General features: G+C 57.0%; 26 protein-coding genes and 4 tRNA genes. 20 read left to right on the top strand and 10 right to left on the bottom strand.

What is annotated here, in order from left to right; all coding sequences use genetic code 11:
* The first annotated feature begins 178 nt into the window (after positions 1 to 178).
* From SFLMC1_RS06685 to SFLMC1_RS06655, 7 genes are all read left to right on the top strand, one after another.
* Positions 179 to 364 (top strand): hypothetical protein, encoded by a 186-nt coding sequence (locus tag SFLMC1_RS06685; protein WP_187323890.1) that lies wholly within the window; start codon positions 179 to 181, stop codon positions 362 to 364.
* The gene (locus SFLMC1_RS06680; protein ID WP_187323889.1) at positions 361 to 720 is read left to right on the top strand and encodes a phage distal tail protein; all 360 of its coding nucleotides are present in this window, start codon (positions 361 to 363) and stop codon (positions 718 to 720) included. Before SFLMC1_RS06685 ends, SFLMC1_RS06680 begins: the two co-directional genes overlap by 4 nt.
* Positions 720 to 1,553: a phage tail spike protein gene (locus SFLMC1_RS06675; protein ID WP_152073420.1), complete on the top strand. Its 834-nt coding sequence runs from the start codon at positions 720 to 722 to the stop codon at positions 1,551 to 1,553. The genes SFLMC1_RS06680 and SFLMC1_RS06675 overlap by 1 nt, the downstream gene beginning before the upstream one ends.
* A gap of 637 nt (positions 1,554 to 2,190) precedes the next feature.
* A complete protein-coding gene (locus SFLMC1_RS06670; RefSeq protein WP_152073421.1) occupies positions 2,191 to 3,177 on the top strand; it encodes a collagen-like protein in 987 nt (328 codons plus the stop codon).
* Entirely contained in the window at positions 3,178 to 4,659 is a 1,482-nt protein-coding gene (locus SFLMC1_RS06665; RefSeq protein ID WP_152073422.1) for a collagen-like protein, read from the top strand.
* Positions 4,659 to 5,147 carry a hypothetical protein gene (locus SFLMC1_RS06660; RefSeq protein ID WP_152073423.1) on the top strand — a complete coding sequence of 163 codons (489 nt, stop codon included), beginning with the start codon at positions 4,659 to 4,661 and terminating at the stop codon, positions 5,145 to 5,147. The genes SFLMC1_RS06665 and SFLMC1_RS06660 overlap by 1 nt, the downstream gene beginning before the upstream one ends.
* Before the next feature lie 12 nt (positions 5,148 to 5,159).
* Positions 5,160 to 6,050: a leucine-rich repeat protein gene (locus tag SFLMC1_RS06655; protein WP_152073424.1), complete on the top strand. Its 891-nt coding sequence runs from the start codon at positions 5,160 to 5,162 to the stop codon at positions 6,048 to 6,050.
* Between the two features lie 42 nt (positions 6,051 to 6,092).
* Here SFLMC1_RS06655 and SFLMC1_RS06650 read toward each other — a convergent pair whose 3' ends face one another.
* The 3 genes from SFLMC1_RS06650 to SFLMC1_RS06640 are packed head-to-tail and all read right to left on the bottom strand — an operon-like array spanning position 6,093 to position 7,511.
* A complete protein-coding gene (locus SFLMC1_RS06650) occupies positions 6,093 to 6,311 on the bottom strand; it encodes a hypothetical protein (protein WP_152073425.1) in 219 nt (72 codons plus the stop codon).
* Complete coding sequence (locus tag SFLMC1_RS06645; RefSeq protein WP_152073426.1) at positions 6,304 to 6,591, bottom strand: hypothetical protein; 288 nt, start codon at positions 6,589 to 6,591, stop codon at positions 6,304 to 6,306. Before SFLMC1_RS06645 ends, SFLMC1_RS06650 begins: the two co-directional genes overlap by 8 nt.
* Before the next feature lie 11 nt (positions 6,592 to 6,602).
* Positions 6,603 to 7,511 (bottom strand): MerR family transcriptional regulator, encoded by a 909-nt coding sequence (locus SFLMC1_RS06640; protein WP_152073427.1) that lies wholly within the window; start codon positions 7,509 to 7,511, stop codon positions 6,603 to 6,605.
* A gap of 122 nt (positions 7,512 to 7,633) precedes the next feature.
* Here SFLMC1_RS06640 and SFLMC1_RS06635 point away from each other — a divergent pair, with 122 nt between their 5' ends.
* The 3 genes from SFLMC1_RS06635 (at position 7,634) to SFLMC1_RS06625 (ending at position 9,093) form a co-directional block, all read left to right on the top strand.
* Positions 7,634 to 7,852 carry a hypothetical protein gene (locus SFLMC1_RS06635; protein ID WP_152073428.1) on the top strand — a complete coding sequence of 73 codons (219 nt, stop codon included), beginning with the start codon at positions 7,634 to 7,636 and terminating at the stop codon, positions 7,850 to 7,852.
* Complete coding sequence (locus SFLMC1_RS06630; RefSeq protein ID WP_152073429.1) at positions 7,853 to 8,059, top strand: alanine racemase; 207 nt, start codon at positions 7,853 to 7,855, stop codon at positions 8,057 to 8,059.
* A 68-nt stretch (positions 8,060 to 8,127) separates the two neighbouring features.
* Positions 8,128 to 9,093, top strand: coding sequence for an N-acetylmuramoyl-L-alanine amidase (locus tag SFLMC1_RS06625; RefSeq protein WP_187323888.1), 966 nt, complete (start codon positions 8,128 to 8,130; stop codon positions 9,091 to 9,093).
* 172 nt (positions 9,094 to 9,265) lie between these two features.
* Here the strand turns inward: SFLMC1_RS06625 and SFLMC1_RS06620 are convergent, their stop codons facing one another.
* From SFLMC1_RS06620 to SFLMC1_RS06605, 4 genes are all read right to left on the bottom strand, one after another.
* The gene (locus SFLMC1_RS06620; protein WP_152073431.1) at positions 9,266 to 10,018 is read right to left on the bottom strand and encodes a hypothetical protein; all 753 of its coding nucleotides are present in this window, start codon (positions 10,016 to 10,018) and stop codon (positions 9,266 to 9,268) included.
* 127 nt (positions 10,019 to 10,145) lie between these two features.
* Positions 10,146 to 10,382 carry a tyrosine-type recombinase/integrase gene (locus tag SFLMC1_RS06615; RefSeq protein ID WP_222838046.1) on the bottom strand — a complete coding sequence of 79 codons (237 nt, stop codon included), beginning with the start codon at positions 10,380 to 10,382 and terminating at the stop codon, positions 10,146 to 10,148.
* Entirely contained in the window at positions 10,382 to 10,843 is a 462-nt protein-coding gene (locus SFLMC1_RS06610; RefSeq protein WP_226814222.1) for a site-specific integrase, read from the bottom strand. The genes SFLMC1_RS06615 and SFLMC1_RS06610 overlap by 1 nt, the downstream gene beginning before the upstream one ends.
* A 36-nt stretch (positions 10,844 to 10,879) precedes the next feature.
* The gene (locus SFLMC1_RS06605) at positions 10,880 to 11,218 is read right to left on the bottom strand and encodes an N-terminal phage integrase SAM-like domain-containing protein (protein WP_187323887.1); all 339 of its coding nucleotides are present in this window, start codon (positions 11,216 to 11,218) and stop codon (positions 10,880 to 10,882) included.
* Between the two features lie 1,092 nt (positions 11,219 to 12,310).
* On the opposite strand from SFLMC1_RS06605, the gene SFLMC1_RS06600 reads away from it, so the two are divergent.
* From SFLMC1_RS06600 to rplA, 10 genes are all read left to right on the top strand, one after another.
* A tRNA-Tyr gene (locus tag SFLMC1_RS06600) sits at positions 12,311 to 12,392 on the top strand.
* Between the two features lie 10 nt (positions 12,393 to 12,402).
* A tRNA-Thr gene (locus tag SFLMC1_RS06595) sits at positions 12,403 to 12,478 on the top strand.
* Positions 12,479 to 12,481: 3 nt separating this feature from the next.
* A tRNA-Met gene (locus SFLMC1_RS06590) sits at positions 12,482 to 12,558 on the top strand.
* Between the two features lie 96 nt (positions 12,559 to 12,654).
* Positions 12,655 to 13,845, top strand: a complete 1,191-nt coding sequence (tuf, locus tag SFLMC1_RS06585; RefSeq protein ID WP_152073434.1) for an elongation factor Tu — start codon at positions 12,655 to 12,657, stop codon at positions 13,843 to 13,845.
* 279 nt (positions 13,846 to 14,124) lie between these two features.
* Entirely contained in the window at positions 14,125 to 14,274 is a 150-nt protein-coding gene (gene rpmG / locus SFLMC1_RS06580; protein WP_117655047.1) for a 50S ribosomal protein L33, read from the top strand.
* 13 nt (positions 14,275 to 14,287) lie between these two features.
* Positions 14,288 to 14,363 (top strand) — tRNA-Trp (locus tag SFLMC1_RS06575).
* A gap of 76 nt (positions 14,364 to 14,439) precedes the next feature.
* Entirely contained in the window at positions 14,440 to 14,778 is a 339-nt protein-coding gene (secE, locus tag SFLMC1_RS06570; RefSeq protein WP_152073435.1) for a preprotein translocase subunit SecE, read from the top strand.
* A gap of 3 nt (positions 14,779 to 14,781) precedes the next feature.
* On the top strand, positions 14,782 to 15,318 hold the full coding sequence (nusG, locus tag SFLMC1_RS06565) for a transcription termination/antitermination protein NusG (protein ID WP_006234984.1): 537 nt from the start codon (positions 14,782 to 14,784) through the stop codon (positions 15,316 to 15,318).
* Between the two features lie 120 nt (positions 15,319 to 15,438).
* On the top strand, positions 15,439 to 15,867 hold the full coding sequence (gene rplK, locus SFLMC1_RS06560; RefSeq protein WP_022093893.1) for a 50S ribosomal protein L11: 429 nt from the start codon (positions 15,439 to 15,441) through the stop codon (positions 15,865 to 15,867).
* A 116-nt stretch (positions 15,868 to 15,983) separates the two neighbouring features.
* Positions 15,984 to 16,691, top strand: coding sequence for a 50S ribosomal protein L1 (gene rplA, locus SFLMC1_RS06555; protein WP_152073436.1), 708 nt, complete (start codon positions 15,984 to 15,986; stop codon positions 16,689 to 16,691).
* A gap of 125 nt (positions 16,692 to 16,816) precedes the next feature.
* On the opposite strand, the gene SFLMC1_RS06550 is transcribed toward rplA, so the two are convergent.
* The 3 genes from SFLMC1_RS06550 to SFLMC1_RS06540 all read right to left on the bottom strand — a co-directional run bounded on the left by SFLMC1_RS06550 (position 16,817) and on the right by SFLMC1_RS06540 (position 20,373).
* Positions 16,817 to 17,527 carry a metallophosphoesterase gene (locus tag SFLMC1_RS06550; RefSeq protein ID WP_152073437.1) on the bottom strand — a complete coding sequence of 237 codons (711 nt, stop codon included), beginning with the start codon at positions 17,525 to 17,527 and terminating at the stop codon, positions 16,817 to 16,819.
* Positions 17,524 to 19,440 (bottom strand): BMP family ABC transporter substrate-binding protein, encoded by a 1,917-nt coding sequence (locus SFLMC1_RS06545; protein ID WP_152073438.1) that lies wholly within the window; start codon positions 19,438 to 19,440, stop codon positions 17,524 to 17,526. Before SFLMC1_RS06545 ends, SFLMC1_RS06550 begins: the two co-directional genes overlap by 4 nt.
* A 153-nt stretch (positions 19,441 to 19,593) precedes the next feature.
* Positions 19,594 to 20,373, bottom strand: coding sequence for a mechanosensitive ion channel family protein (locus SFLMC1_RS06540; RefSeq protein ID WP_152073439.1), 780 nt, complete (start codon positions 20,371 to 20,373; stop codon positions 19,594 to 19,596).
* Positions 20,374 to 20,654: the final 281 nt, after the last annotated feature.

Raw genomic sequence — 20,654 nt, 5'->3', positions numbered from 1 at the left:
TGCCGTGGTGCCCGGCGCGCCACGGGTCAAGATGCACCAGGCCTGGACGAAGTCCGGGCCCGCGCCTTTAGACGCGAGCCCGGGGCCCGTGGGTTATACCCTAAGAGCAAACCACCCTTTTTTAAGGGTGGTTCTGATTAGCGGGCAGATGCAGCCAATTGAGATTAAGGTGAGGCTGATGCTGCGAAGCGACCGCCGCATGGATGTGGCTGAACTGAGTAGGACGCGCCATATGCTGGCAGCCTGGCTTGCCGGAGACGGGAGTCTCGTACTGCCCGAGGAACCCGACCTGACCTACTGCGACTGCGTGGTGACCGAGGGTGTTACCTGGGACGAGCTAATGGAAGACGGGGCTGCACGGTGACCTTTACGGTGCACGATCCGGTGGCCTACGGACCCCTTCGAAGCGTGCGCGACCTCTCGTTTACGGTCGGCGGCACCTGGCCGACGAACCCGGTGGTGACGGTGGAGGCCGCGGCGAGCAAAACGTTCTCGGTCTCGCTGGATGGAGACGCAATCCTGACCTTCTTGGATCCGACCAGAAACGGGGACATCGTCGTCTTTGATTCCGCTGCCGGCAGGGTGACTGTGAACGGCGAGGTGGCGGACGCAAGGATGTCGCTTACGAGCAGCTTCTTAAGGATGCTGCCTGGCGAGCACACCCTGAGCCTGCGCGCCTGCTCGCTCGTGAGTTGCGAGTTCCATGAGAGGTGGCTGTAATGCCGGTAGGGCCGACATTGTTTTGGTTTGACCGTGACGACAGACGGCTCGGCCTGCTGCACCCCCTGGGTCCCGTAGCCCATACCGAGGTCCTGCTGGAAGACGACACCATTGAGTTCTGGTGCGAGGAGATACCCGAGAAGTACGACCGAATCCTATGGCGTGACCCACAGGACGGCCGCTGGCGCGAGCACGTGGTGGTGAGCGTTGTCGAGGACATGGGCATTGCCGGGGCCAAGGTCATCGCCCGTACATGCTTATGCGATTTTAAGGCCGTATACATCGAAGAGTTACGCTTTGAGCAAGCCAAGGCCTATAACGCCGTGCCCGATGTGTTGGGCGAGCTGTACCCGGAACACTGGGGCGCCATCGTTGCGCAGGACAGCGGGCTCATGACCGGTCTGATCTATCACATGAACGCGCTTGATGCGCTTCATAAGCTGGAGGTGGAGGGCGAGGTTGAGTTTGAGCCGGTCATCACGGCGGATGCCAAGGGCGTGAGGTCCCGCCGTGTGCATATGAAGTCGGGTGGCATTGGAGACGACCGCGGCGTGCGGTTGGTATATGGCAAGAACTTGACTTGGTGCCGCAGGACTCTGATTGACACAGAGGTGTTCACGGCTCTTTACGGCTGGGGCATGGGTATGCCGCTCATCGACGACAACGGCGACTTTACCGGCGGTTACATGCGCCGCCTGACCATGGAGGACGCCGTCGTGCCGGGGTCCGAGGGGACCTATGGCTGCAAATACGTGGAGGACACGGAGGCGCTGGAGCGCTGGGGTGTGAAGGTGGGCGGCTCATCGCTTTGGCGAGGTCTTCTATCCGGATGAGACGAACCCGAACCTCCTAAAGCGTAAGACGGAGCTCGCCCTGCAGAAGTTAACGCAGCCCCGCGTGGTCTATGAGGCGAATGCGTGCCTGGTGGTGGATGGTGAGCCGATTGGCTTGGGCGACCGGGTGCAGATCACCGACACCACGAAGTTGCCGGTTTGGGAGCTGAAAGCCCGTGTGATTCGTCGCGTACGTACGATGGGCGTCGACGCTGTGGAGACGCTCGTGGACATGGGCACTGTGATGTGGAGGACGAATGCCGAACTGGAAGCGGCGCTCCATCCTGTGACAGGCACCGAAAATACTGGGGTCCCGATCGTTACGAGTGGAGCGGAGCCCCTTGATGACACCTTTGGAGGAGTGCGGCCTACAGCATCTGAGCTGGGAGCTTGATGAGGAAAGCACCGGCTGCGAGCTGTTGGCAAGCCCCGCGGACTGCAACGGGCGCGGCATCATCGTGGACGTCACTGAAGATGGGGTTCCCTATGACCTGACGGGGCATCGTGTGTACTTGATCTGGCGCTACCGCGTGACGCGCCGCCGCGGATGCATTGAGACGTTCACGCCCGATGCCGAGAAGTCGTGCCGTGCCGTGTACTGGTCGAAAGCGATGTCGCGCGCCGAAGGTACCGTGGAATGCCAACTGATGCTGAGCTTTGCCGATGGCGGCACGCTGACGAGCCGCACCTTTTGGTGCGTGTGCAGGAGGATTTGGGCGCCTACGCCGACCCCGGAGACGGGTACACCCTGTTTGTCGAGGCGATTCGGCGCTATGAGGACGCGGTTGGCGAGATGCTGGGGCTTGCCGACGAGCTGCGTAAGGAGGCTGCCGCCGGAGGTCTTTCCGGACCGCCCGGTGAGCCGGGCATCGATGGCAAGCAGGGTCCGCAGGGCGAGCCCGGTCCCCAGGGGCCGGCTGGATTTACACCGCTCGTTGATATCGCGATTGACGCCGAGGGCACGGCGACCCTGACGGTGACCGATGCGAACGGCTCGAAGAGCGCCACGATGCTGCGCGGCCTGCGCGGTGAGAAGGGCGATCGTGGCGAGCCGGGTGAGGTGGGACCGGAAGGCCCCATGGGGCCCAAAGGCGACCGCGGCGAGAAGGGTATGACCGGCAAAGACGGGCGTACGCCGCAGCTGGCCCGTGAGGCGACCACGAAGTTCAACTTCGATGCGGCCGGCAAGGCGACCTTCATAACCAAGTCAAGGCAATACGTTATCGGCGATTGGATTATTGACCGGCAGCGCAACGTCGCCGAAGTGACGCAGATTACCGAGGCTACAGGGTCGCGCACCATTGAGGTGACGCTCATCGGCTCGTTTCGCGGGCTGGGCTTTGGCGTTTGCAAGGGGCTCGATGAGACGGTGGGCACGACTGCCAAGGGCTATATCCCCGTCGAGGGGCTGTTTATTCGCGAGGGTGACTACGTGTTCTCAATTGATACCGGCTGTATCGGCATCGTGGTCAAAGAGGGCCCCATGGTCGACGGCAAGAGCCAGCTGGCGCAGCTGAAGGTCGTGGCAAAGTTCGGCGGCTCCGTTACCGGCGACTTTGCGACCAAGGACTACGTGGACAAGAAATTCAACTCGATAACCGATCTGGGTACCAAGGAGTTTTAGATGGCCGAACTGGAGGAATTCGCTCTGCAGCAGATGAGCTGGGAGCTCTGCGGCGACTGCACGGGCGGCGAGCTGATCGCCTCGCCGGCAGACTACAAGGGGCGCGGCGTTGCGGTGGATATCACCCTGTGCGCAGAGCCGCTGGATGTGAGTGAGCACCATGTTTACCTGCTGTGGCGCCACCGTCAGGCTCGCAAATGCGGCTGCGAGGAGCTCTTTAGCATGGATGCCGCGGCGGGCCGCAAAGCGATCTACTGGCCGCGCGCCATGGCGAACTTCGAGGGCGTCGTTGAGTGCCAGCGGGTGCTTTCGTATGCCCAGGGAGGCACTATTACGAGCCGAACATTCCTCGTTCGCGTACAGGAGGATTTGGTCGCGGGCGTTGATGCCGGCGACGGCTTTACGCTGTTTGTTGACATGGTGAAGCGCTATGAGGATGCGAGCGGAGAGCTGCTGCAGGTGGCGGAGCAGTTGCGTCGTGATGCTGCCGAGGGCAACTTTAACGGTCGACCGGGCGATCCTGGTCCTGTGGGCGAGCAGGGCCCTCCGGGTAGGGACGGCGTGAGCCCCGTGGTGACCATCGAGGATGGCGACGAGGGCGCTCCGATGATTAAGGTCGAGACCGCTGCGGGCGTGCAGTCTGCGACGGTGCTGCGCGGGCCCAAGGGCGAAAAGGTTGAACGCGGCGAAAAGGGCGATAAGGGGGAGCGCGGAGAAAAAGGCGATCAGGGCGAGAAGGGCGATCCCGGAGCCAAGGGTGAGAAGGGCGATACCGGTCCCCAGGGAGAGCACGGCTTCGACATTATCCATTCCTGGGACGGGACCACGTTGAATGTAACGAGCGCAAGTGGTTCCAACGGAGTCGACCTGCGTGGCCCCGTGGGCCCGGCTGGCCTAGACGGCAATGACGGGACGAGTGTCACCCATGAATGGGATGGGACCATCCTGCGCGTGACGAGCGCAAGCGGAACCAGCGAGGCAGACCTTCAGGGACAACGTGGGCCGAATATCGTAAACATGGGCGAATCGGGCTTGGAATTCTCAGATCGAACGGTGACGTTTAGATCAGAGAAAGGACTTATTTCAACAGGTGACGTTCTTTACAATGGCTCCGGGCGTTTCGCGGTGGTAAGAAACGTTGAATATAGTCCAGTATCGTCTTATGACATGGTGACAGTTGACCTGGTGGCTGACTCACGTAGTAAAGTCCACTTTATCGAAGGAATCCCCATGGAGGCGGGCGAGGAGTATGAGGCGACCGTCGATGGCTATTTCGTTAAACTTTACGACTATGTGATTATGTGGAATTCGGGCTGCATCTGCTCCGTCATAAGCATTGATAAACCGGATGCATATAGAAAAAGGTGCGTATTGCGGTGCTTTGCAAGGCTTGGCTCCAAACCGCCCGACCTTTCTGGTTATGCGACCGTAAATTATGTTGACCGGAGAATTGCCGAAATTCAGGGCGGGGCGAGTTCCTGATGGTGCTCGGAAGAACTGAGCGGAAAATTCTCTTCGACATCGCGAACGCGATCCGCGAGCAAAACGGATCTCAACAGTTCTATAAGCCAGTTGATTTTGCCAGTGCGGTACGGGCGCTCAACGGCATCAAGAGCGGTAGCGGATATAAAAACCCATTTCGCGGCGAATCTTACGGATACCTTCAGCCTGCGGTGTTTGAAGAGATCGCGAAGGCCATCCGTGAGCAAAACGGCGAGACCATACGTTATAAGCCCGGCGACATGGCGGCGGCGATTCTGGCCATGAGTTGGGTGAATCCCGAGTCGCCTCGTGCCGTGCTATTCGAGGATGGCTGTTTTTGGCTCGGTCGCCTGGACTCCGCGCCTAAGAACCATGGTGCGGCTAAAGGCAGCTGGCCACTGCAGACGGCGGGCTATGAGAACTACCTTGACCGTCCGTGGTATGACTCCCGCAAGTCCATGACGTTTGTTGAGATCGATGCGACATAAAAGGGAACGGGCGTGACGAGCGCACGATACCTCTTTGAAGGCATGGTGGCGCTTAAGCGCGTCTATGGGTTTGGGAACCTGAACGAGGTCACAGACTTTACCAACGCCTTTAACGCGTGCTCGTGCCTAGAGTCTATCTTTGCCACCTCGTTCGACCCAAGTAAGATCATCTCTGCCTCGGGCGTCTTTAGCGGATGCAACCGCCTGGTTGGCGAGCGCGGTTGCTGCCCAGTGTCTTCTGAGGGCGCCGCGGGCATGAACTTTGGAGACAAGGGCGTGCTTTGCCATTCCGAGGAAAACGATCCGCGGTTTTGGGTGCGGGGCGCGCTATATTCGGACGGCATCGTCAAGATTGGCAACGACGAGCCGGTTGGGGGCGCCCGTACGATTACCGCCAAGTCGCGCATTTGCGCTCAGGCTCAGTACAACGCCATGCGCGCGTTGCCCTGGGGCGCTTATTCGAGCCGCGTGAAGAGTGTTGTTATCTCAAAGATGACGATGCCGGCGGGGATGGTGTGGAACACGAACCACTGGTTCTATGGATGCAGTAACGTCACGGCGATGTCTGGCCTGAGCAACCTGCAACGTGTCGGCAGCATGCGCTACACCTTCTATAACTGCAGAATGATGCAGGAACTGGACCTGAGGGGCTTGGCGTCCTCATATCTGACCAGTCTGTTCTATACGTTTTCCACCTGCTCCATGCTGGAAAAGATCTTGGTTGACCGGAATTGGGCGCTGCCTTCGGGAATCTCCTGGGCGAGTGTCCCGGGCTCCCAGACGTTTGGTGGCTGCAGCAAGCTGGTAGGCGGTGCTGGTACCGTTTGGAGTAGCAGTAAGGTGACGGGCGCCATGGCCGTCATCGATACCGCTACGGCACGCGGGTATCTGACAGTGGGTTAGGCATGAAAAAGGCCCCGTCCTTTGCGGGCGGGGCCGGATGCGCTATTCATCGACTTCTATGATCTCGAATTCACAGTCATCCTCTGTGCCGTCTAACGGGTAATCGCCCGGGTTTGACATGTTGAGGATCTCTGCGCCGGAGCTATAGCAGGAAACGCCATAGCTTGCCACATCAAAGGCTTCGTCCTCGGTGTCGAAGAGGTCGTCTTCTTCGCCGTCGGTTCCATTCGGGTAATGGTAGATGACCTTGTATTTAGTCATTTTGCTCCTCCTGGGCCGCCTCTGTAGTCTCGCTTGATTCCATATAGCTTGATAGAGCTTGCTTCGCCTTATTCGCATCCTCCTTCTTGAGTTGGTAACTTGCATAGAGTTTCGCGATGACGGCACAAACCGGTAGGGCCACTAAAGTGACTATGCCGGCACCTTTCTTGAATCCGTTAACGGCGCCTTCGGTGTAGGCAAAGGTCTCGATCGCGTCGATATAGTCTTTCGGGCCGCCGAATTCAGCGGCGGTCTTGGTCAATTCTGCGTAATCCCACATGTTTGTTCTCCTTACTCGTCTTGATTGGTCCAGTACGTTATTGCTTCGCGCAGACAAGTCGTAATTCCCTTGCCGCAACTGAGCTCCAGTGCCACTCCAATTAAGTCTGTGAGAAATAGATATTCATATGCCTTTGGCAGCCACCGGCGACCAGTGGGGCCAAAGTAATACTCAGTTGAAATAAGAGCCTCTTTGATCGGCCCGGCAAAGATTGGGTCTGTTGGCTTGATGCCGGGATGCCATACATTTGCCATTTCTAACAGCCCAGTGAACGAATCTGTGAATTGTTTCAGCTCCGTGCTGTTTAGTAACTCCTCTAAACGAACGATTGAGGCCTCGTCTAATTTGCTGCTTAGAAAAAGCGAGCTCATAGCGTTAAACTCTTCAACTGCTGGTTTGTGAGGCATGGCATCGATTATTGCGGCATCGCCCGAATCAACAAGTTCATTGGCCTCGAGCTTCAATCCCGCCTCATCAAAACAAGCCTGGGCATATTCTAGAAATCTATCTCGAATAATTGGTGCCAGAGCGAGACGCTGCTCCATCACATCTGATTCATTTTCAAACGCGTTAATAAGTTTGCGGACGGCATATAGCTTATTTTCCTGACGTTCTAACTCCACCTTCTTCTGTTTAATCTCTTCAAGCTGACGGTCCAGAAGCGAGGAATAGTCACAGTTTTCATTTGCCTTTCGGATCGCTTCAAGACGCGCTCCTGTCGACTTGAGGAGCCCACTTACATAAAGGTCAAAGAGAGCCTCGGAATCAAATTGCCTTCTGCCGTTCACTGTCTTGGCTTCATGAATGATGCCGCCGCCTTTGGTGTCCGCGTCCACGGGGCGCGCATAAAACTTGACGGTCCCGTAGTCAAGTCCCGTGATGCGGCTCAGCTCGGCAAGCGTCCAAGTATCTTCGCTCATCTCAATCTCCTTTCTGTTAATTCGAATAGTAGTTTTCGGTAGCTACTACCCGTCAAGTACTTTTCCAAACTATTTGTGACCGTCCCCGATGATTGGGCCAACGAAAGACGTTAGGAGGTCGCTTGGAATCGATTGTTGTTGCTCTTATCGGCGGTGTCGTCACGCTCGTAGGCGTGCTGTGCTCCAACTTCCGTAACCGGGCGGTGATGGAGATCAAGATCGACCTGCTGTCGAAGCGTGTCGAGAAGCACAACACCCTGATTGAGCGCACCTATAGGCTCGAGCAGGACGTGGCTGTTATGAAGCACGACGTTCAGTCGTTGGCGGAAAGGACGGAGTAGATGGAACAGTTTTTGAAGTCGAACGAATGGCAGTGGCGCCTGGCCCGCGCTGTCGTCCAAGGTGTCTTGGGCGTGCTTGTTGCTAATGTCGACCTGATCTTTGGCCAAGTGGTCTTGGACTCCGCCTGGCGCGCATTGGTCGTGGCCCTTGTTATGGCCGTGCTCTCGCCGGTGATGGCCGAGCTTGACTCGGGTGGCACGGCATAGGAGGTGATCCAGTCTGTCCCAGGGGCGTCATGGCTTACGGCCATGGCGCCTTTGTTGTAAGGAGGTCTATGAAGAACAATAAATTGGCTGTATGGTTTGCCGTGCTGGCGGTTACCATGGCGCTTGCCACGCCGGCGCAGGCATACGAGAGTCGCGAGGCGATCGTATCTCAGGGGCATGGTGCCTGCTCTCCGACTTATTTGGCGGTCCATGAGACGGGGAACGCCGGTGCGAGTGCGGCTAATCACGTGACCTACTGGCGGCGCACCGCGAGCTGGGTGTGCATGACGCACTACGTTATGGAGCTGGACGGCAGCGCGGTTTATCACACGCAGCCGGATAATACGGTGGCGTGGCACGTGGGGAATGACAACTCGCTCTGTGTGGGAATCGAACTCACGCATGCGACCGATCACGCGATCTTCGAGCGCCAGTGGGACGAGGCCGTCTCATGGTGTGCTGACTACCTGCGCGGGCGCGGGTGGGGCATCGGGCAGCTGGTTTCGCATCGCGACTGTTCGCTTCGCTGGGGCGGATCGGACCACACGGATCCCGATGGGTACTTTGCGGCTTACGAACGATCGTGGGCGCAGTTTAAGACCGCTGTTGCAATTCATATGAATGCACAGGCATCTGGTAGCCATGATGGCGGCTTTGCAGGCGGAAGGTACCGATGCACGGTGAGCGCACTGAACCTGCGCACGGCACCGAGCCTGAGCGGACGCGTGGCTGGTACGCTGCGTAAGGGCGAGGCCGTGTTGCTTGACTTCTGGTACACAACCGCTGATGGATGGATCTGGGGGCGCCTGCACCGGGGCGGAACTACTCTCTATGTTGCTGTGGGAAAACCCACGGGCAAGCCCGAGGCCAACGACTATCTAGTTTTGGCCGGGGCCGGCGTCGCGAGCTATGACGTGGATGCATTGGCGCGCGCCGTGATCCGTGGGGAATACGGCACCGGTGCCGCGCGCCGGAATGTCCTGGGAGACCGATATGAAACTGTGCAGCGACGTGTGAACCAGATGCTGGGGTAGGCAATCTGCCGGCATGGGGATAGAGAGCCCGTGCACGAGCTTTCCAATGGCAAAAACGCGTCTGGGCCCCTAAAAAGCCCAAGGCGCGTTTTTTGCTGTTGGAAAGTCCCAATGCCCTCACTTATATATAGTGAATACCCTCGTTTCAGTTATCGCTGAAGCGGGGCTTCTTCTATTGAATAGCGTTTGACCCTGGGGTGCTTTTGCGCGCTATGGTGAGCTCGAGTTCCTTCTGTGCCTGTCGGAGATCTTGAAGCGATAACCTGTCTAGCACAACTCTCCAATTTGCGAGCTCCATGTCTTTTGCAGCCTTTTCGAGTGCATCGACGGCATCAGTGCCTTCTTGCTTGAATGTTGACGCGCTGAGCGGCTGGCCTCCTTTGCATTGGCCGGGCTGGTGATTGAGATTCAAGAAGCCCAGGGCGCTGTGTGCAATGCTATTTAGATCGTGCTGTGTAAGCGTGCTCGCGGCGTAGCTGAGTGCCGATCGGTTGTAGCGCTCCTGCGCTCTTGCGAGCTCTAATGCCGCTTCTTCCGGGGTCTTGGCGGAACCGGTGGTGAGGAGTGCGAAAACTCGCTTGGCGACTAAGCGCTTGTCGACTTGCGTTTCGTCTCTCGCGCCCGACATTCTTAGGCATCCTTCGCAAAGCGCGGGGAAGATTCCACCACGAACTGTTGCCCGCGGAGGATTTCTTCTGGGGTTAAACCAGCCGTTTACGGTTGCATAGTTGACGCAGGCTATTTTTGCAATCTCGCCATAGCTCATTCCACAGCGCTTGAGAGCCGCTTGGGGTACTTTTGGCGGCAGGACGGCAAGGGGATGGCTGCTATCGTATTCGAGCTCGTTCATGTCTGCGTATAGTCGGAGGCTGTTCTCCATGAGCTCAAATTCCCAGTTATTCCATCGCATCCTTTGGCCGTCCATGTAACATCCCCTTTTAATGACATGTTGGGGGCTCTGGATAACGGGCCCCGCAGGCATTATTGTGCTGTTGTACAACCATTTAATACAGGGCAAATCGCCAAGCGGTATCTATGTGATGGGGGAGCGCTTAGTCGATGTTACACGCCGTGTTAATGCCATCGATAACCTGCCCAAGTCTCTTTGCGGCGGCATGCTTTTGCTGGTCTCTCGTGCTTGCATAGCGGTTGAGCGTGATGGATGTCTTGGAGTGACCCATGAGGGATGAGACCGTAGTGATGTCCATTCCGTTTTGTATCAGGAGCGTCGCATAGGTGTGTCGAAGGCCGTGAAAGGGGACGGGCTTGTTCTGGGTGCCCCTGAGCATCAGGTTCTTGCTAAGCGCGCGCCAGTGATCGTCGATGCGGGGTCTGGGAATCCGATAACGTAGTGTTCGCCCGTTAGCTTCATGCCGGTCTCCTCGCACCATTGCTCCATCGTCTTCTTGCGGCGTATTAAGTCCTCGACGAGCTGGGGAGGACAATCGACCCAACGGTAGCTGCTCGAGCTTTTGGGGCTCTTGATATAGAACTTTGAGTCGCTATAGCCGATGGACTGGGTTACGTGAACGCGCCCGTTATCGAGGTCGACATCGGTCCAGCGTAGCGCGCAGATCTCGGAGCGGCGAAGGCCGGTATAAAGGGATATCTTGATGGCGAGCATGAACGGCAACTCGCGGTAGCCGTTGGGGGATAGGAGCGCCTCGTTGACGATGGTGAGAAGTCTTTGCGCCTCGCCCTCGGTGAGTGCGTTTGGTTTCTCCTGTTCGTAAAGATCTGCCTTTGGCAGCTTTACTTTTGCCGCGACGCTTCTATCAATCCACTGTTAGTCTACGTCGCAGGCGTACTTCAGGGCTCCCTTGAGCAACCTGAGGGAATTCGCAGCGTAGGCTCGGGAGTACTTCGCGTTAATGTCGTTGACCCACTTTTTGCAGTCATCCTTTGTAAGCTCCTCGAGCACAATGTTTCCGATGGTGGGACCGATGGCATTCTTGAGCATGCCCCTATAGCTCGAAATCGTCGAGCGCTGGATGGTGCAGTCATCTATATATGCGTCGATGCACTCGGAGACCGTAATGCCGGTTTGGGCTTCAAAGCTGCGCATGATCTCTTCGTTGGTCTGCTCAAAGATGCGAAGTGCTTCGTTCTCTACGACCTGGCGCATCTGCTTGGTTGGCTTGCCGTTGCGGCTCCTGCCGTGTCCCTCCGATGCAAGGACGACGCTCTTTTGCTGACGCTTACCATTTGCATCTCGGCGTGTAAAAATAGCACGCCACTTGTGGGAGGTGACTCCCTTTTTGGTGGTTGTCGTGAATGGAGATGCGGAACAGGAAATGTATAAATTGGGCTCGGGTGCTATAAGAGTGTGATTGTGCATTATATAAACGACTCCTCGCTCAAATGCGTGCAACACGCATGTCACCAACTTGCAACGAACCATGGTTTCCGTGAAAAAAACTAGTCTGAATAGACCATGTATGGTCTAATGGACGCATAGATTGGCAAGAAATGCCCAGCTAGGCGGTATAGTCGTCTAATAAACGGTTTGTAATCAGTGGGTTGCAGGTTCGATTCCTGTCACTGGCTCCATGAGAGTTTCGGGCTCTGTTCCTTGTGGGACAGGGCCCGTTTCTATTTATGTCTATATGTCAGCGGGTTTGACTCCCACCAGGCTTCAGGTTTGTCTCGATCTGTAACACGATTGGGCTGAAGACCCTCCTTATAGTTACAGATTGAGACATTGCCAAGGGACGGCCGATAACATCTCAATCTGTAACACGAAGAGGCTGAAAACCGTTCTAACTGTTACAGAATGAGACTGAAGTTGGTACTACTGTGAAGTATCTCGATCTGTAACAGATAGGGAAGGAATAACCCTCTTACTGTTACAGATCGAGATGAAACGGTGAGGCTCTGATCTACTTGGTCGGGCGAGGATTTTCCACGCTCGATCGAGCTCGGGAAGCCCGATCGCGACCTATGTAATAGTGCAAGAGGGTCGTTATCGAAGGCCGATACCACAGGCGCACTCCACTACGCCAAAGTGTTCCCTCGGGAAATGTCACTAGCGCAGCCAAATCCACCAGTCTTCATATCTAAATTCAACAAAACCGCAGGTCAAAAGCATATAGATACGCCCGGAGCCGTGTATCTATAGGTTTTCGTTGACAGCCCCCAAGGTGGCATCGTATTATCTTCTTCGTTCGCGGGGGTGGCGGTCCAAAAGACCAAAGAACCTGCGGATACTTGAACGATTGGGAGTTTGCCCGAGTGGTTAATGGGGACGGGCTGTAAACCCGTTGGCTCTGCCTACATAGGTTCGAATCCTATAGCTCCCACCCGTCAAGTGCCTGTATAGCTCAGTCGGTAGAGCACTTCGTTGGTAACGAAGAGGTCACCAGTTCAAGTCTGGTTGCAGGCTCCATCCGGCGGTGTAGCTCAGTTGGTTAGAGCACACGGTTCATACCCGTGGCGTCACTGGTTCGAATCCAGTCACCGCTACCATAGGTAACACGGTGGCTTCTCAATAGTATGTTGAGAGGCCACTATGGTATAAAGGCAAAGTCCCGTCCGGGGACGACCTGTTTAGAGGAGGGCTTTATGGCCAAAGAGAAGTTTGAGCGCACTAAGCCGCATGTTAACATCGGCACCATTGGTCACGTCGACCACGGCAAGACCACGCTGACCGCCGCCATCACCAAGGTTCTCTCCGAGACCGAGGGCTGCAAGGCTGACTTCACTGCGTTCGAGAACATCGACAAGGCTCCCGAGGAGCGCGAGCGCGGCATTACGATTTCCGTCTCCCACGTCGAGTACGAGACCGCTGCCCGTCACTATGCTCACGTTGACTGCCCGGGCCACGCTGACTACGTCAAGAACATGATCTCCGGTGCTGCTCAGATGGACGGCGCTATCCTGGTCATCGCTGCTACCGACGGCCCCATGGCTCAGACCCGCGAGCACATCCTGCTCGCCCGTCAGGTCGGCGTTCCCTACATCGTCGTCTTCCTGAACAAGTGCGACATGGTTGACGATGACGAGCTCATCGACCTCGTCGAGATGGAGACCCGTGAGCTCCTCTCCGAGTACGATTTCCCCGGCGACGACATCCCCGTCATCCGTGGTTCCGCTCTGGGCGCTCTCGAGGGCGACGCCAAGTGGATGGACGCTATCCGCGAGCTCATGAAGGCCGTCGACGAGTACATCCCGACGCCTGCTCGTGACAACGACCTCCCCTTCCTGATGGCCGTTGAAGACGTTATGACCATCTCCGGCCGTGGTACCGTTGCTACCGGCCGTGTCGAGCGCGGTGAGCTCAAGCTCAACGAGCCCGTCGAGATCGTCGGCATCAAGGATACCCAGAACACGGTTGTTACCGGTATCGAGATGTTCCGTAAGTCCATGGACTTCTGCGAGGCTGGCGATAACGTCGGTCTGCTGCTCCGCGGTATCAAGCGTGAGGACATCGAGCGTGGCCAGGTTCTCTGCAAGCCCGGCTCGGTTACCCCGCACACCAAGTTCACCGGCGAGATCTACGTTCTGACCAAGGAGGAGGGCGGCCGTCACACCCCGTTCTTCGATGGTTATCGTCCTCAGTTCTACTTCCGTACCACCGACGTTACCGGTACGGTCAAGCTTCCCGAGGGCACCGAGATGGCTATGCCTGGTGACCACATCACCATCGAGGGCGACCTCATCCACCCGATCGCCATGGAGGAGGGCCTGCGCTTCGCTATCCGCGAGGGTGGCCACACCGTCGGTTCGGGCATCGTCTCCACGATCATTGAGTAAATTAGCTCTCTGATATAGCTGACTTAGAGAACCCGGCACTTATATGGGTGCCGGGTTCTTTTCTGCAATGGTTATTGAGCCGTTGCTGGTGTCGAGAGGATCGATAATGGTCTTGGGCGCACCGTCGATTAGCTCTCGATGGCTTCATTGATGTGTTCCAAATATGAATGGATCCACCGAGAACCAATTGACTCGAGGTTTTCGTTGACAGCACTTACGTAGAGCTGATAAAGTACAAACTCGTGCCCGTACGGGGCGGAAATGAAAGGTTCAGGATTAATGCGTACTCTAGTTACTCTTGCGTGCACTGAGTGCAAGCGCCGCAACTATACGACCACCAAGAACAAGTCGAACATGCCTGATCGTATGGAGATCAAGAAGTATTGCCCCTGGTGCCGTCACCACACGCTGCACAAAGAGACTCGTTAGTCTCTAGTCATATACGCCAGTAGTTCAATTGGTAGAGCATCGGTCTCCAAAACCGAGTGTTGAGGGTTCGAGTCCTTCCTGGCGTGCCAGTCATTATTCCGTAAGCTCCCATTTGGGGGCTTACGGTTTACTCATGTATAAGCGCATTGCGCGGAGGTAACCCAAATGGCCAACAAAAAGAACAAGAAGAAGGCTCAGCAGCCGGCACGTGCCAACACTGCTGCCGCCAACTCCAAGGTTGAGGCCAAGAAGGCCGTTGCCAAGAAGAACGAGAAGGCTGCGAAGTCTAAGAAGAACGTGAAGCCTGGTTTCTTCGCCCGCACCAAGAAGTATTTCGCTTCGGTCAAGTCCGAGATGAAGCGTGTCACGTGGCCCGATAAGAAGGAGCTCGTGAACTACTCGGTCGTCGTTTGCGCTTCTCTGGTCGTCGTCGGCGTCGTCATCGCTCTGCTCGATGCTGGCTTTGGCGAGGCTCTTGCTCTGTTCTCTGGATTGAGGGGCTAAACCATGTCTAAGCGTTGGTACGTCGTTCACACTTACTCTGGATACGAGAACCGCGTTAAGTCCGATCTCGAGCATCGCATCGAGACTATGGGCATGCAGGACCGTATCTTTGATATCGAGATTCCTATGGAGCGCGTCACCGAGATTAAAGAGGGTGGCAAGCGCGAGACCAAGGATTCCAAGATCTTCCCGGGTTATGTCCTGGTCCGCATGGAGATGGATGACGATGCTTGGACGTGCGTTCGTAACACGCCTGGCGTCACCGGTTTCCTGGGCGGCAACGGCAAGCCCGCTCCGCTTTCCCGCGACGAGTACAACAAGATGACTCGTCGTCCCGGTAAGGGCGATTCGCCCAAGCGCACCTCGGTTGATATTCAGGTCGGCACATCCGTCCGTGTCACCGATGGCCCGCTTACCGACTTTGATGGCAAGGTCTCCGAGGTTAACACCGAGGCTGGTAAGCTCAAGGTCACGCTGATGATCTTTGGCCGCGAGACGCCGGTCGAGCTTGACTTTAACCAGGTCGCTGTCATCGCTTAAGTTTTCGTCCGTTCGCGCGAGCGTGCTTCTTCTGTGACTGCTCATCTCAGGAGTGCTTCTAACACGTGCGTGCTTACGATATAGCAAGTACTTCACACTCGTGATTTGAAAGGAATGACCATGGCTGAGAAGAAGGTTGCCAACGTCATTAAGCTCCAGATTCCTGCTGGTGCCGCTAACCCCGCTCCTCCCGTCGGCCCCGCCCTGGGCGCTGCCGGCGTGAACATTATGCAGTTCTGCCAGGCTTTTAATGCCGAGACGCAGGACAAGAAGGGCGATATCATCCCCGTTGAGATCTCTGTCTACGAGGATAAGTCCTTCTCCTTCATCACCAAGACCCCGCCGGCGGCTCACCTCATCAAGAAGGAGCTGAACCTCAAGTCTGGTTCCGCTAAGCCCCAGGCCGACAAGGTTGGTCAGCTCTCCCAGGAGCAGCTCACCAAGATCGCCGAGATCAAGATGCCGGACCTCAATGCCAACGACATTGACGCCGCCAAGAAGATCATCGCCGGTACCGCCCGTTCCATGGGCGTCACCATCGCTGAGTAGCGTTTTTCTAGGTAATGACGGGCGCTCCGACCGGGGCGACCGTTAGATGTGTGCAATAAGGCACACGATACGATGTGGGAGGGCTCATGCCCGTTTAACCACAGGAGGTAATGCACATGGCTAAGCATGGTAAGAGCTATAACGCCGCTGCCGAGAAGATCGACCGCGCCACGCTCTACACCCCCCTTCAGGCTGCCAAGCTCATCAAGGAGCTCGACACCGCCAAGTTTGACGAGACCATCGAGGCTCACTTCCGTCTGAGCATCGATACTCGTAAGGCTGACCAGAACATCCGTGGTTCCATCTCCCTGCCCCACGGCACCGGCAAGACCGTTCGTGTTGCCGTCTTCGCCGAGGGCGAGAAGGCCCGCGAGGCCGAGGCTGCCGGCGCCGACATCATCGGTTCCGACGAGCTCGTCGCCCAGATCCAGAAGGGCGAGATTAACTTCGACGCCGCTATCGCTACGCCGAACATGATGGCCAAGGTTGGCCGCATCGGTAAGATCCTTGGTCCCCGTGGCCTCATGCCGAACCCCAAGCTCGGCACTGTGACCATGGACGTCGCCAAGATGGTCTCTGAGCTTAAGGCTGGCCGCGTTGAGTACCGCGCCGACCGTTACGGCATCTGCCACGTGCCCCTGGGCAAGAAGTCCTTCTCTGAGCAGCAGCTCGTCGAGAACTACGCTGCCCTGTACACCGAGATCCTGCGCGTCAAGCCCTCTTCTGCTAAGGGCAAGTACGTCAAGTCCATCTCCGTGTCTTCCACCATGGGCCCTGGCGTCAAGGTCGATCCCGCTGTCCAGCGCGACTTCCTGGCTGAGTAACTTATAGTTACCGCCTGAGTAAAGCAAGCATTGCTCAAGAAACCCGGTTCTGCCTCGTGCAGGACCGGGTTTCTTGCTATCGCGCCAAAACCACCACAAAGGGGATAGTGTCCTCTTTGTGGCGGTTACCAGGGTGTTCTGGCAGTAGAGGATTCGATGGCCTCGTGTCGCTTGAGCTCGCGGCGCATGGTTTGCGAATTGAGCCAGGCTGCCTGCCAGCCGCGGATGGGGTAGTGCGCTTCGTTAAGTTCAAGCTGCGTATAGCCGCAGGCATTGATAATCGTTGCCCCGCATGCATGCCGACGCTCACGCTGAAAGTCCTGGCCATAGCATTGGTGCACATGCCCGTGCACCATATAGTCGGGATTCCAAGACTCGAGCGCCGTGTTAAAGCATTCGAATCCTCGATGTGGCAGGTCATCCAAATCGCCCACGCCGGCGGCGGGTGCATGGGTGAGCAAGATGTCGCAGCCGCCGACCATCCTCACTTTGCGGGACAGCTTGCGCACACGCTTGGCCATCTCGCGCTCGGTGTACATGTTGGCACCGTCTCGATAGCGCATAGAACCGCCAAGCCCCGCAATGCGGACGCCGCGATACACGTACACGGTGTCTTCAACGCAGATACAGCCACCCGGTGCGTGGCGTGCGTAGCGGTCATCGTGGTTGCCACGTACGTAGATGAGTGGCTTGTTGATGACGGTGACTAAAAACTCAAGATAGTCCGGATCCAGATCTCCTGCGGACAAAATCAGATCGACACCCTCAAAGCGTTCCTTGCGAAAACACTCCCATAGGCATCGTTCTTCGGTATCAGCTACGGCTAAAATTTTCATAGGGCGCGGACCTTCGGCTCATCGTTGGGCTGCGGAATGGTGCCCACCACGTTGTCGGCCAGCCAGTCCATCTCGACGATTTGCGTGCTCGGCAGTGGGGGAAAGCCCTCGATCTGCACCACGCCGTCTTGGCTGTGGAGTTCGCCGCCAAATGGATTGATGGAGCCCTCGACGATGCCATTACGCAGTAGCTGAACAAGCTTGCGCGTCTGATAGGGCAGGCCCGGAGCGTAACGAATGTCGATAACGCCCGAGCTCATGCCGTACCAGTAGTTGACGGCGCGCACCTGATTGTCGTCACTGGTCTCATCCCAGGTGTCATGCAGCAGGCTTCGCACGATAAGCTCGTAGTATCGGCTCCAGTTCCATACCGGCATGGCGATGCCGACGACCTTGCCATCGACCAGACGGTGGAGTCCGTAGGCCGTGGAGTCCTCCAGCGACTTGGACATGTCGACGCCGGTCATAACACTCACGCCTTCGCGGCACATTGCCTCGGCAATGCCTCCGGCGGGCACGTCGCCCCAGGTGAGGATTACCTGCGCGCGGGGGTCGAGCAGTGAGGCGCCAATCGCAAAGGCGTTGATTTCGCTAAGTGCGCCTGACGCAAAGACCGACGCATGGTAGCCAATGCGATGGTTGTCCGCCATACTGGCGGCAAGGGCGCCCAGCAGAAACTTGGCCTCGTACATCTTGCCAAAGTACGAACGGACGCTTTGGTGGGGAAGGCCGATAGAGCAGTTGAGGAACCGAACCTGGGGATACTCAACGGCGGCCCTGAGCGTGTATTCCATCAGGCGGTGTGAAGTCGAGAAGATGACGTTCGCCCCGTGCTTGACGGCGGTCTCCACGGCGGCGTAGAACACGTCCGGATCGTGGCAGTCCTCGAATGCCTCGGTGCGCACGATGCCGCCAAAGTGCCCGTCAAGATACTGGCGCCCTTGGTCGTGCAGACTGTCCCAGCTCGACGTGGCGCAGGGGAATTCATGGATAAAGGCGATACGTAGGGGGTTGGCCGCCGAGTAGACGGTCTTGCCCATAAAGAAGTTGAGCACGCTGGAAGTGGACTTGGCGGGCGCCTCTTCCTCATCTATACTCGGCGCCTCGACAAGATCGACCTTCTCCTCATCACGTTTGCCGGCAATGACCAACTCGCGCCAGATCTTGCACAGGCGGTTTACGAGGATATCCGTCGGCGTGTCCAGCAGACGGTCTTGGTTGTACACGTTGAGGTAAACGAGCATGGCGTCGGCGGGCGTAATGTCCAGATGGTCGCCGCCGGCGCGCAGGTAAGCGCGCTTAAAGAGCAAGAAGGAATGGTGCAGATAGTCGACCTTTTTCTGTGGCCACTTTTCGACAAGGTTCTGACCGAGCATCTTGACGAGCGTCTCGTAGCTTCCCTCGCGCGAGAACTCGATCTCGTATAGGGGGCAGACGCGCCAAAACGAGCAAAACTCGCCGTACAGGCGACTTTCGAGGGAATCCCATGTGCCGGGGTAGAGACGGGTGACCTCGGCCGAAACCGTCGGGGCGTCCAGGAATTTGAGGACGCTGACGCGTTTGTTGCCCTCTTGGACGTAAAACCGATGCATGAACTCGGTGACGATGATGGGGTCGCGATAGCCCTCGGTCACCTGGATGTCGTAGAGGTTGGACCACTTGCGGGCGAACTCGGTGCTAAATGGTAACAGGGGCATAAAGTTGCACGAAAAGGCAGACTGACGGCCCTTGGTAACCGTGCCGACGACCATTTCGAGCGGAATGTCCCTTAGGCCGACGCTCTCTCGCTGACCTAAGGGGAGCTGGGAAACGAGGCTATCGAGGTCCGTGAGGTACGGGTGTTCGCTTTGGCTGATGGCGTGACGGCGTTCCTGCTCGCCGCGCTTGCGTGCTTGACGATAGGCCTCTTCCATGGTGTCTACTCCCTTAGTCGTTTAAACAACTATAGAAACCATGGTACCATCGTCTCGGTCGCACGAAAAGGGGCAGCTCGTAAAGGGCGGCTGGGCCATTGAGAAATAAACCGCCCATTTGCCCAGATAAAACCTGCCAAAATAAACCTGTCCCTATTTGGCAGGTTGTGCAATGATGGGGGCGATGGCGCGGATGCAGGCGTCGGCAGCGGTGAAAGTGGTGCTGTCGTCGCTGACGATAAAGATGATCTTGCCCTTGATGCCAAAGTCGCCAATCTCGCTAAAGAGCACATACGGCTCCTTGTCAAAATCTGAGATGGGCGAGACGGCCGTTTTGGTGGCGCTGACGAGCTCGTCTGCTAGCGCATCGAGCGATATCCATTTGGAGGGGTCTTTCACCGCGACGGGCACGGCAACGCGTCCAAAGGGCATGAGGTGCACGAGCGTGTTCTTGGAGATGTTGGAGTTGGGGACGATGATGGTCTGCCCACAGGCGTCCTCGATGGTCGTATGGCGCCAGGTGATGTCTTGGACCACGCCCGACACGCCGCCGACCTCGATATTGTCGCCGGGCTTGATGATGCCCATAAAGGTCACCTGCATGCCACCGATAAGGTTTGAAAGCGTGTCCTGAAAGCCGAGTGAGATGGCGATGCCGCCGACGCCAAGAGCGGCGACGAGGGCGTTTGCGTTAATGCCAAAGCAGTTGTCGAGGATAAAGCTGCCGCCGATCATCCAGATGACGGCACGCGCGATGTTGATGAAGATGCTCGATGAAGGGAGTGGGTTATCGTCGCGGTTAAGCAGGTGGTGCAGGGTCTTGGATGCGACCTTGGCGGCAACGGCGGTACCGATGGCCAAAATACCTGCCCAGATGATGTTGTGGACCCATCGTTGTGCAAAGAAATGAAGAATTGGCTCAAACAATTCCATGTAGGGAAACCTCCTCATGATCGTCTAACCATGATACCCACTAAGAAACCCATCCGATCACATTCGGACGGGCCGATAACTTGAGAAGGGGTGGCCGCAGCGGCGTAGGCTGGGGCGCCGGCGAGCACGCCGGCAAGGAGTGCAGCGGTCAAGGCGAGACGGGGAAGAGATCTTCTCATGGCAGTTTCCTTAGTTCTTAACCAGTGGTCCCTGCTGACGCTGGATTAACGACATAATATGCGAAAACCGCCGCAAAGGTGTCTGCCCCTTTGCGGCGGTTT

The sequence above is a fragment of the Collinsella aerofaciens genome (assembly GCF_901212495.1).
GTDB classification, from domain to species: Bacteria; Actinomycetota; Coriobacteriia; order Coriobacteriales; family Coriobacteriaceae; genus Collinsella; species Collinsella aerofaciens_H.
The sequence above is the reverse complement of the archived record's forward strand: the minus strand, read 5'-3'. Positions and strand labels throughout refer to the sequence as shown.

Coding starts and splice junctions, on each gene's coding strand:
- rpmG (WP_117655047.1), top strand. CDS start 14,125: ATGCGTACTCTAGTTACTCTTGCGTGCACTGAGTGCAAGCGCCGCAAC.
- SFLMC1_RS06550 (WP_152073437.1), bottom strand. CDS start 17,527: ATGAAAATTTTAGCCGTAGCTGATACCGAAGAACGATGCCTATGGGAG.
- SFLMC1_RS06545 (WP_152073438.1), bottom strand. CDS start 19,440: ATGGAAGAGGCCTATCGTCAAGCACGCAAGCGCGGCGAGCAGGAACGC.
- SFLMC1_RS06620 (WP_152073431.1), bottom strand. CDS start 10,018: ATGGACGGCCAAAGGATGCGATGGAATAACTGGGAATTTGAGCTCATG.
- SFLMC1_RS06660 (WP_152073423.1), top strand. CDS start 4,659: ATGGTGCTCGGAAGAACTGAGCGGAAAATTCTCTTCGACATCGCGAAC.
- SFLMC1_RS06650 (WP_152073425.1), bottom strand. CDS start 6,311: ATGACTAAATACAAGGTCATCTACCATTACCCGAATGGAACCGACGGC.
- SFLMC1_RS06675 (WP_152073420.1), top strand. CDS start 720: ATGCCGGTAGGGCCGACATTGTTTTGGTTTGACCGTGACGACAGACGG.
- tuf (WP_152073434.1), top strand. CDS start 12,655: ATGGCCAAAGAGAAGTTTGAGCGCACTAAGCCGCATGTTAACATCGGC.
- rplA (WP_152073436.1), top strand. CDS start 15,984: ATGGCTAAGCATGGTAAGAGCTATAACGCCGCTGCCGAGAAGATCGAC.
- SFLMC1_RS06670 (WP_152073421.1), top strand. CDS start 2,191: ATGCCAACTGATGCTGAGCTTTGCCGATGGCGGCACGCTGACGAGCCG.
- SFLMC1_RS06640 (WP_152073427.1), bottom strand. CDS start 7,511: ATGAGCGAAGATACTTGGACGCTTGCCGAGCTGAGCCGCATCACGGGA.
- SFLMC1_RS06540 (WP_152073439.1), bottom strand. CDS start 20,373: ATGGAATTGTTTGAGCCAATTCTTCATTTCTTTGCACAACGATGGGTC.
- SFLMC1_RS06625 (WP_187323888.1), top strand. CDS start 8,128: ATGAAGAACAATAAATTGGCTGTATGGTTTGCCGTGCTGGCGGTTACC.
- SFLMC1_RS06645 (WP_152073426.1), bottom strand. CDS start 6,591: ATGTGGGATTACGCAGAATTGACCAAGACCGCCGCTGAATTCGGCGGC.
- rplK (WP_022093893.1), top strand. CDS start 15,439: ATGGCTGAGAAGAAGGTTGCCAACGTCATTAAGCTCCAGATTCCTGCT.
- SFLMC1_RS06605 (WP_187323887.1), bottom strand. CDS start 11,218: ATGCGCCAGGTCGTAGAGAACGAAGCACTTCGCATCTTTGAGCAGACC.
- secE (WP_152073435.1), top strand. CDS start 14,440: ATGGCCAACAAAAAGAACAAGAAGAAGGCTCAGCAGCCGGCACGTGCC.
- SFLMC1_RS06665 (WP_152073422.1), top strand. CDS start 3,178: ATGGCCGAACTGGAGGAATTCGCTCTGCAGCAGATGAGCTGGGAGCTC.
- nusG (WP_006234984.1), top strand. CDS start 14,782: ATGTCTAAGCGTTGGTACGTCGTTCACACTTACTCTGGATACGAGAAC.
- SFLMC1_RS06630 (WP_152073429.1), top strand. CDS start 7,853: ATGGAACAGTTTTTGAAGTCGAACGAATGGCAGTGGCGCCTGGCCCGC.
- SFLMC1_RS06685 (WP_187323890.1), top strand. CDS start 179: ATGCTGCGAAGCGACCGCCGCATGGATGTGGCTGAACTGAGTAGGACG.
- SFLMC1_RS06615 (WP_222838046.1), bottom strand. CDS start 10,382: ATGCTCAGGGGCACCCAGAACAAGCCCGTCCCCTTTCACGGCCTTCGA.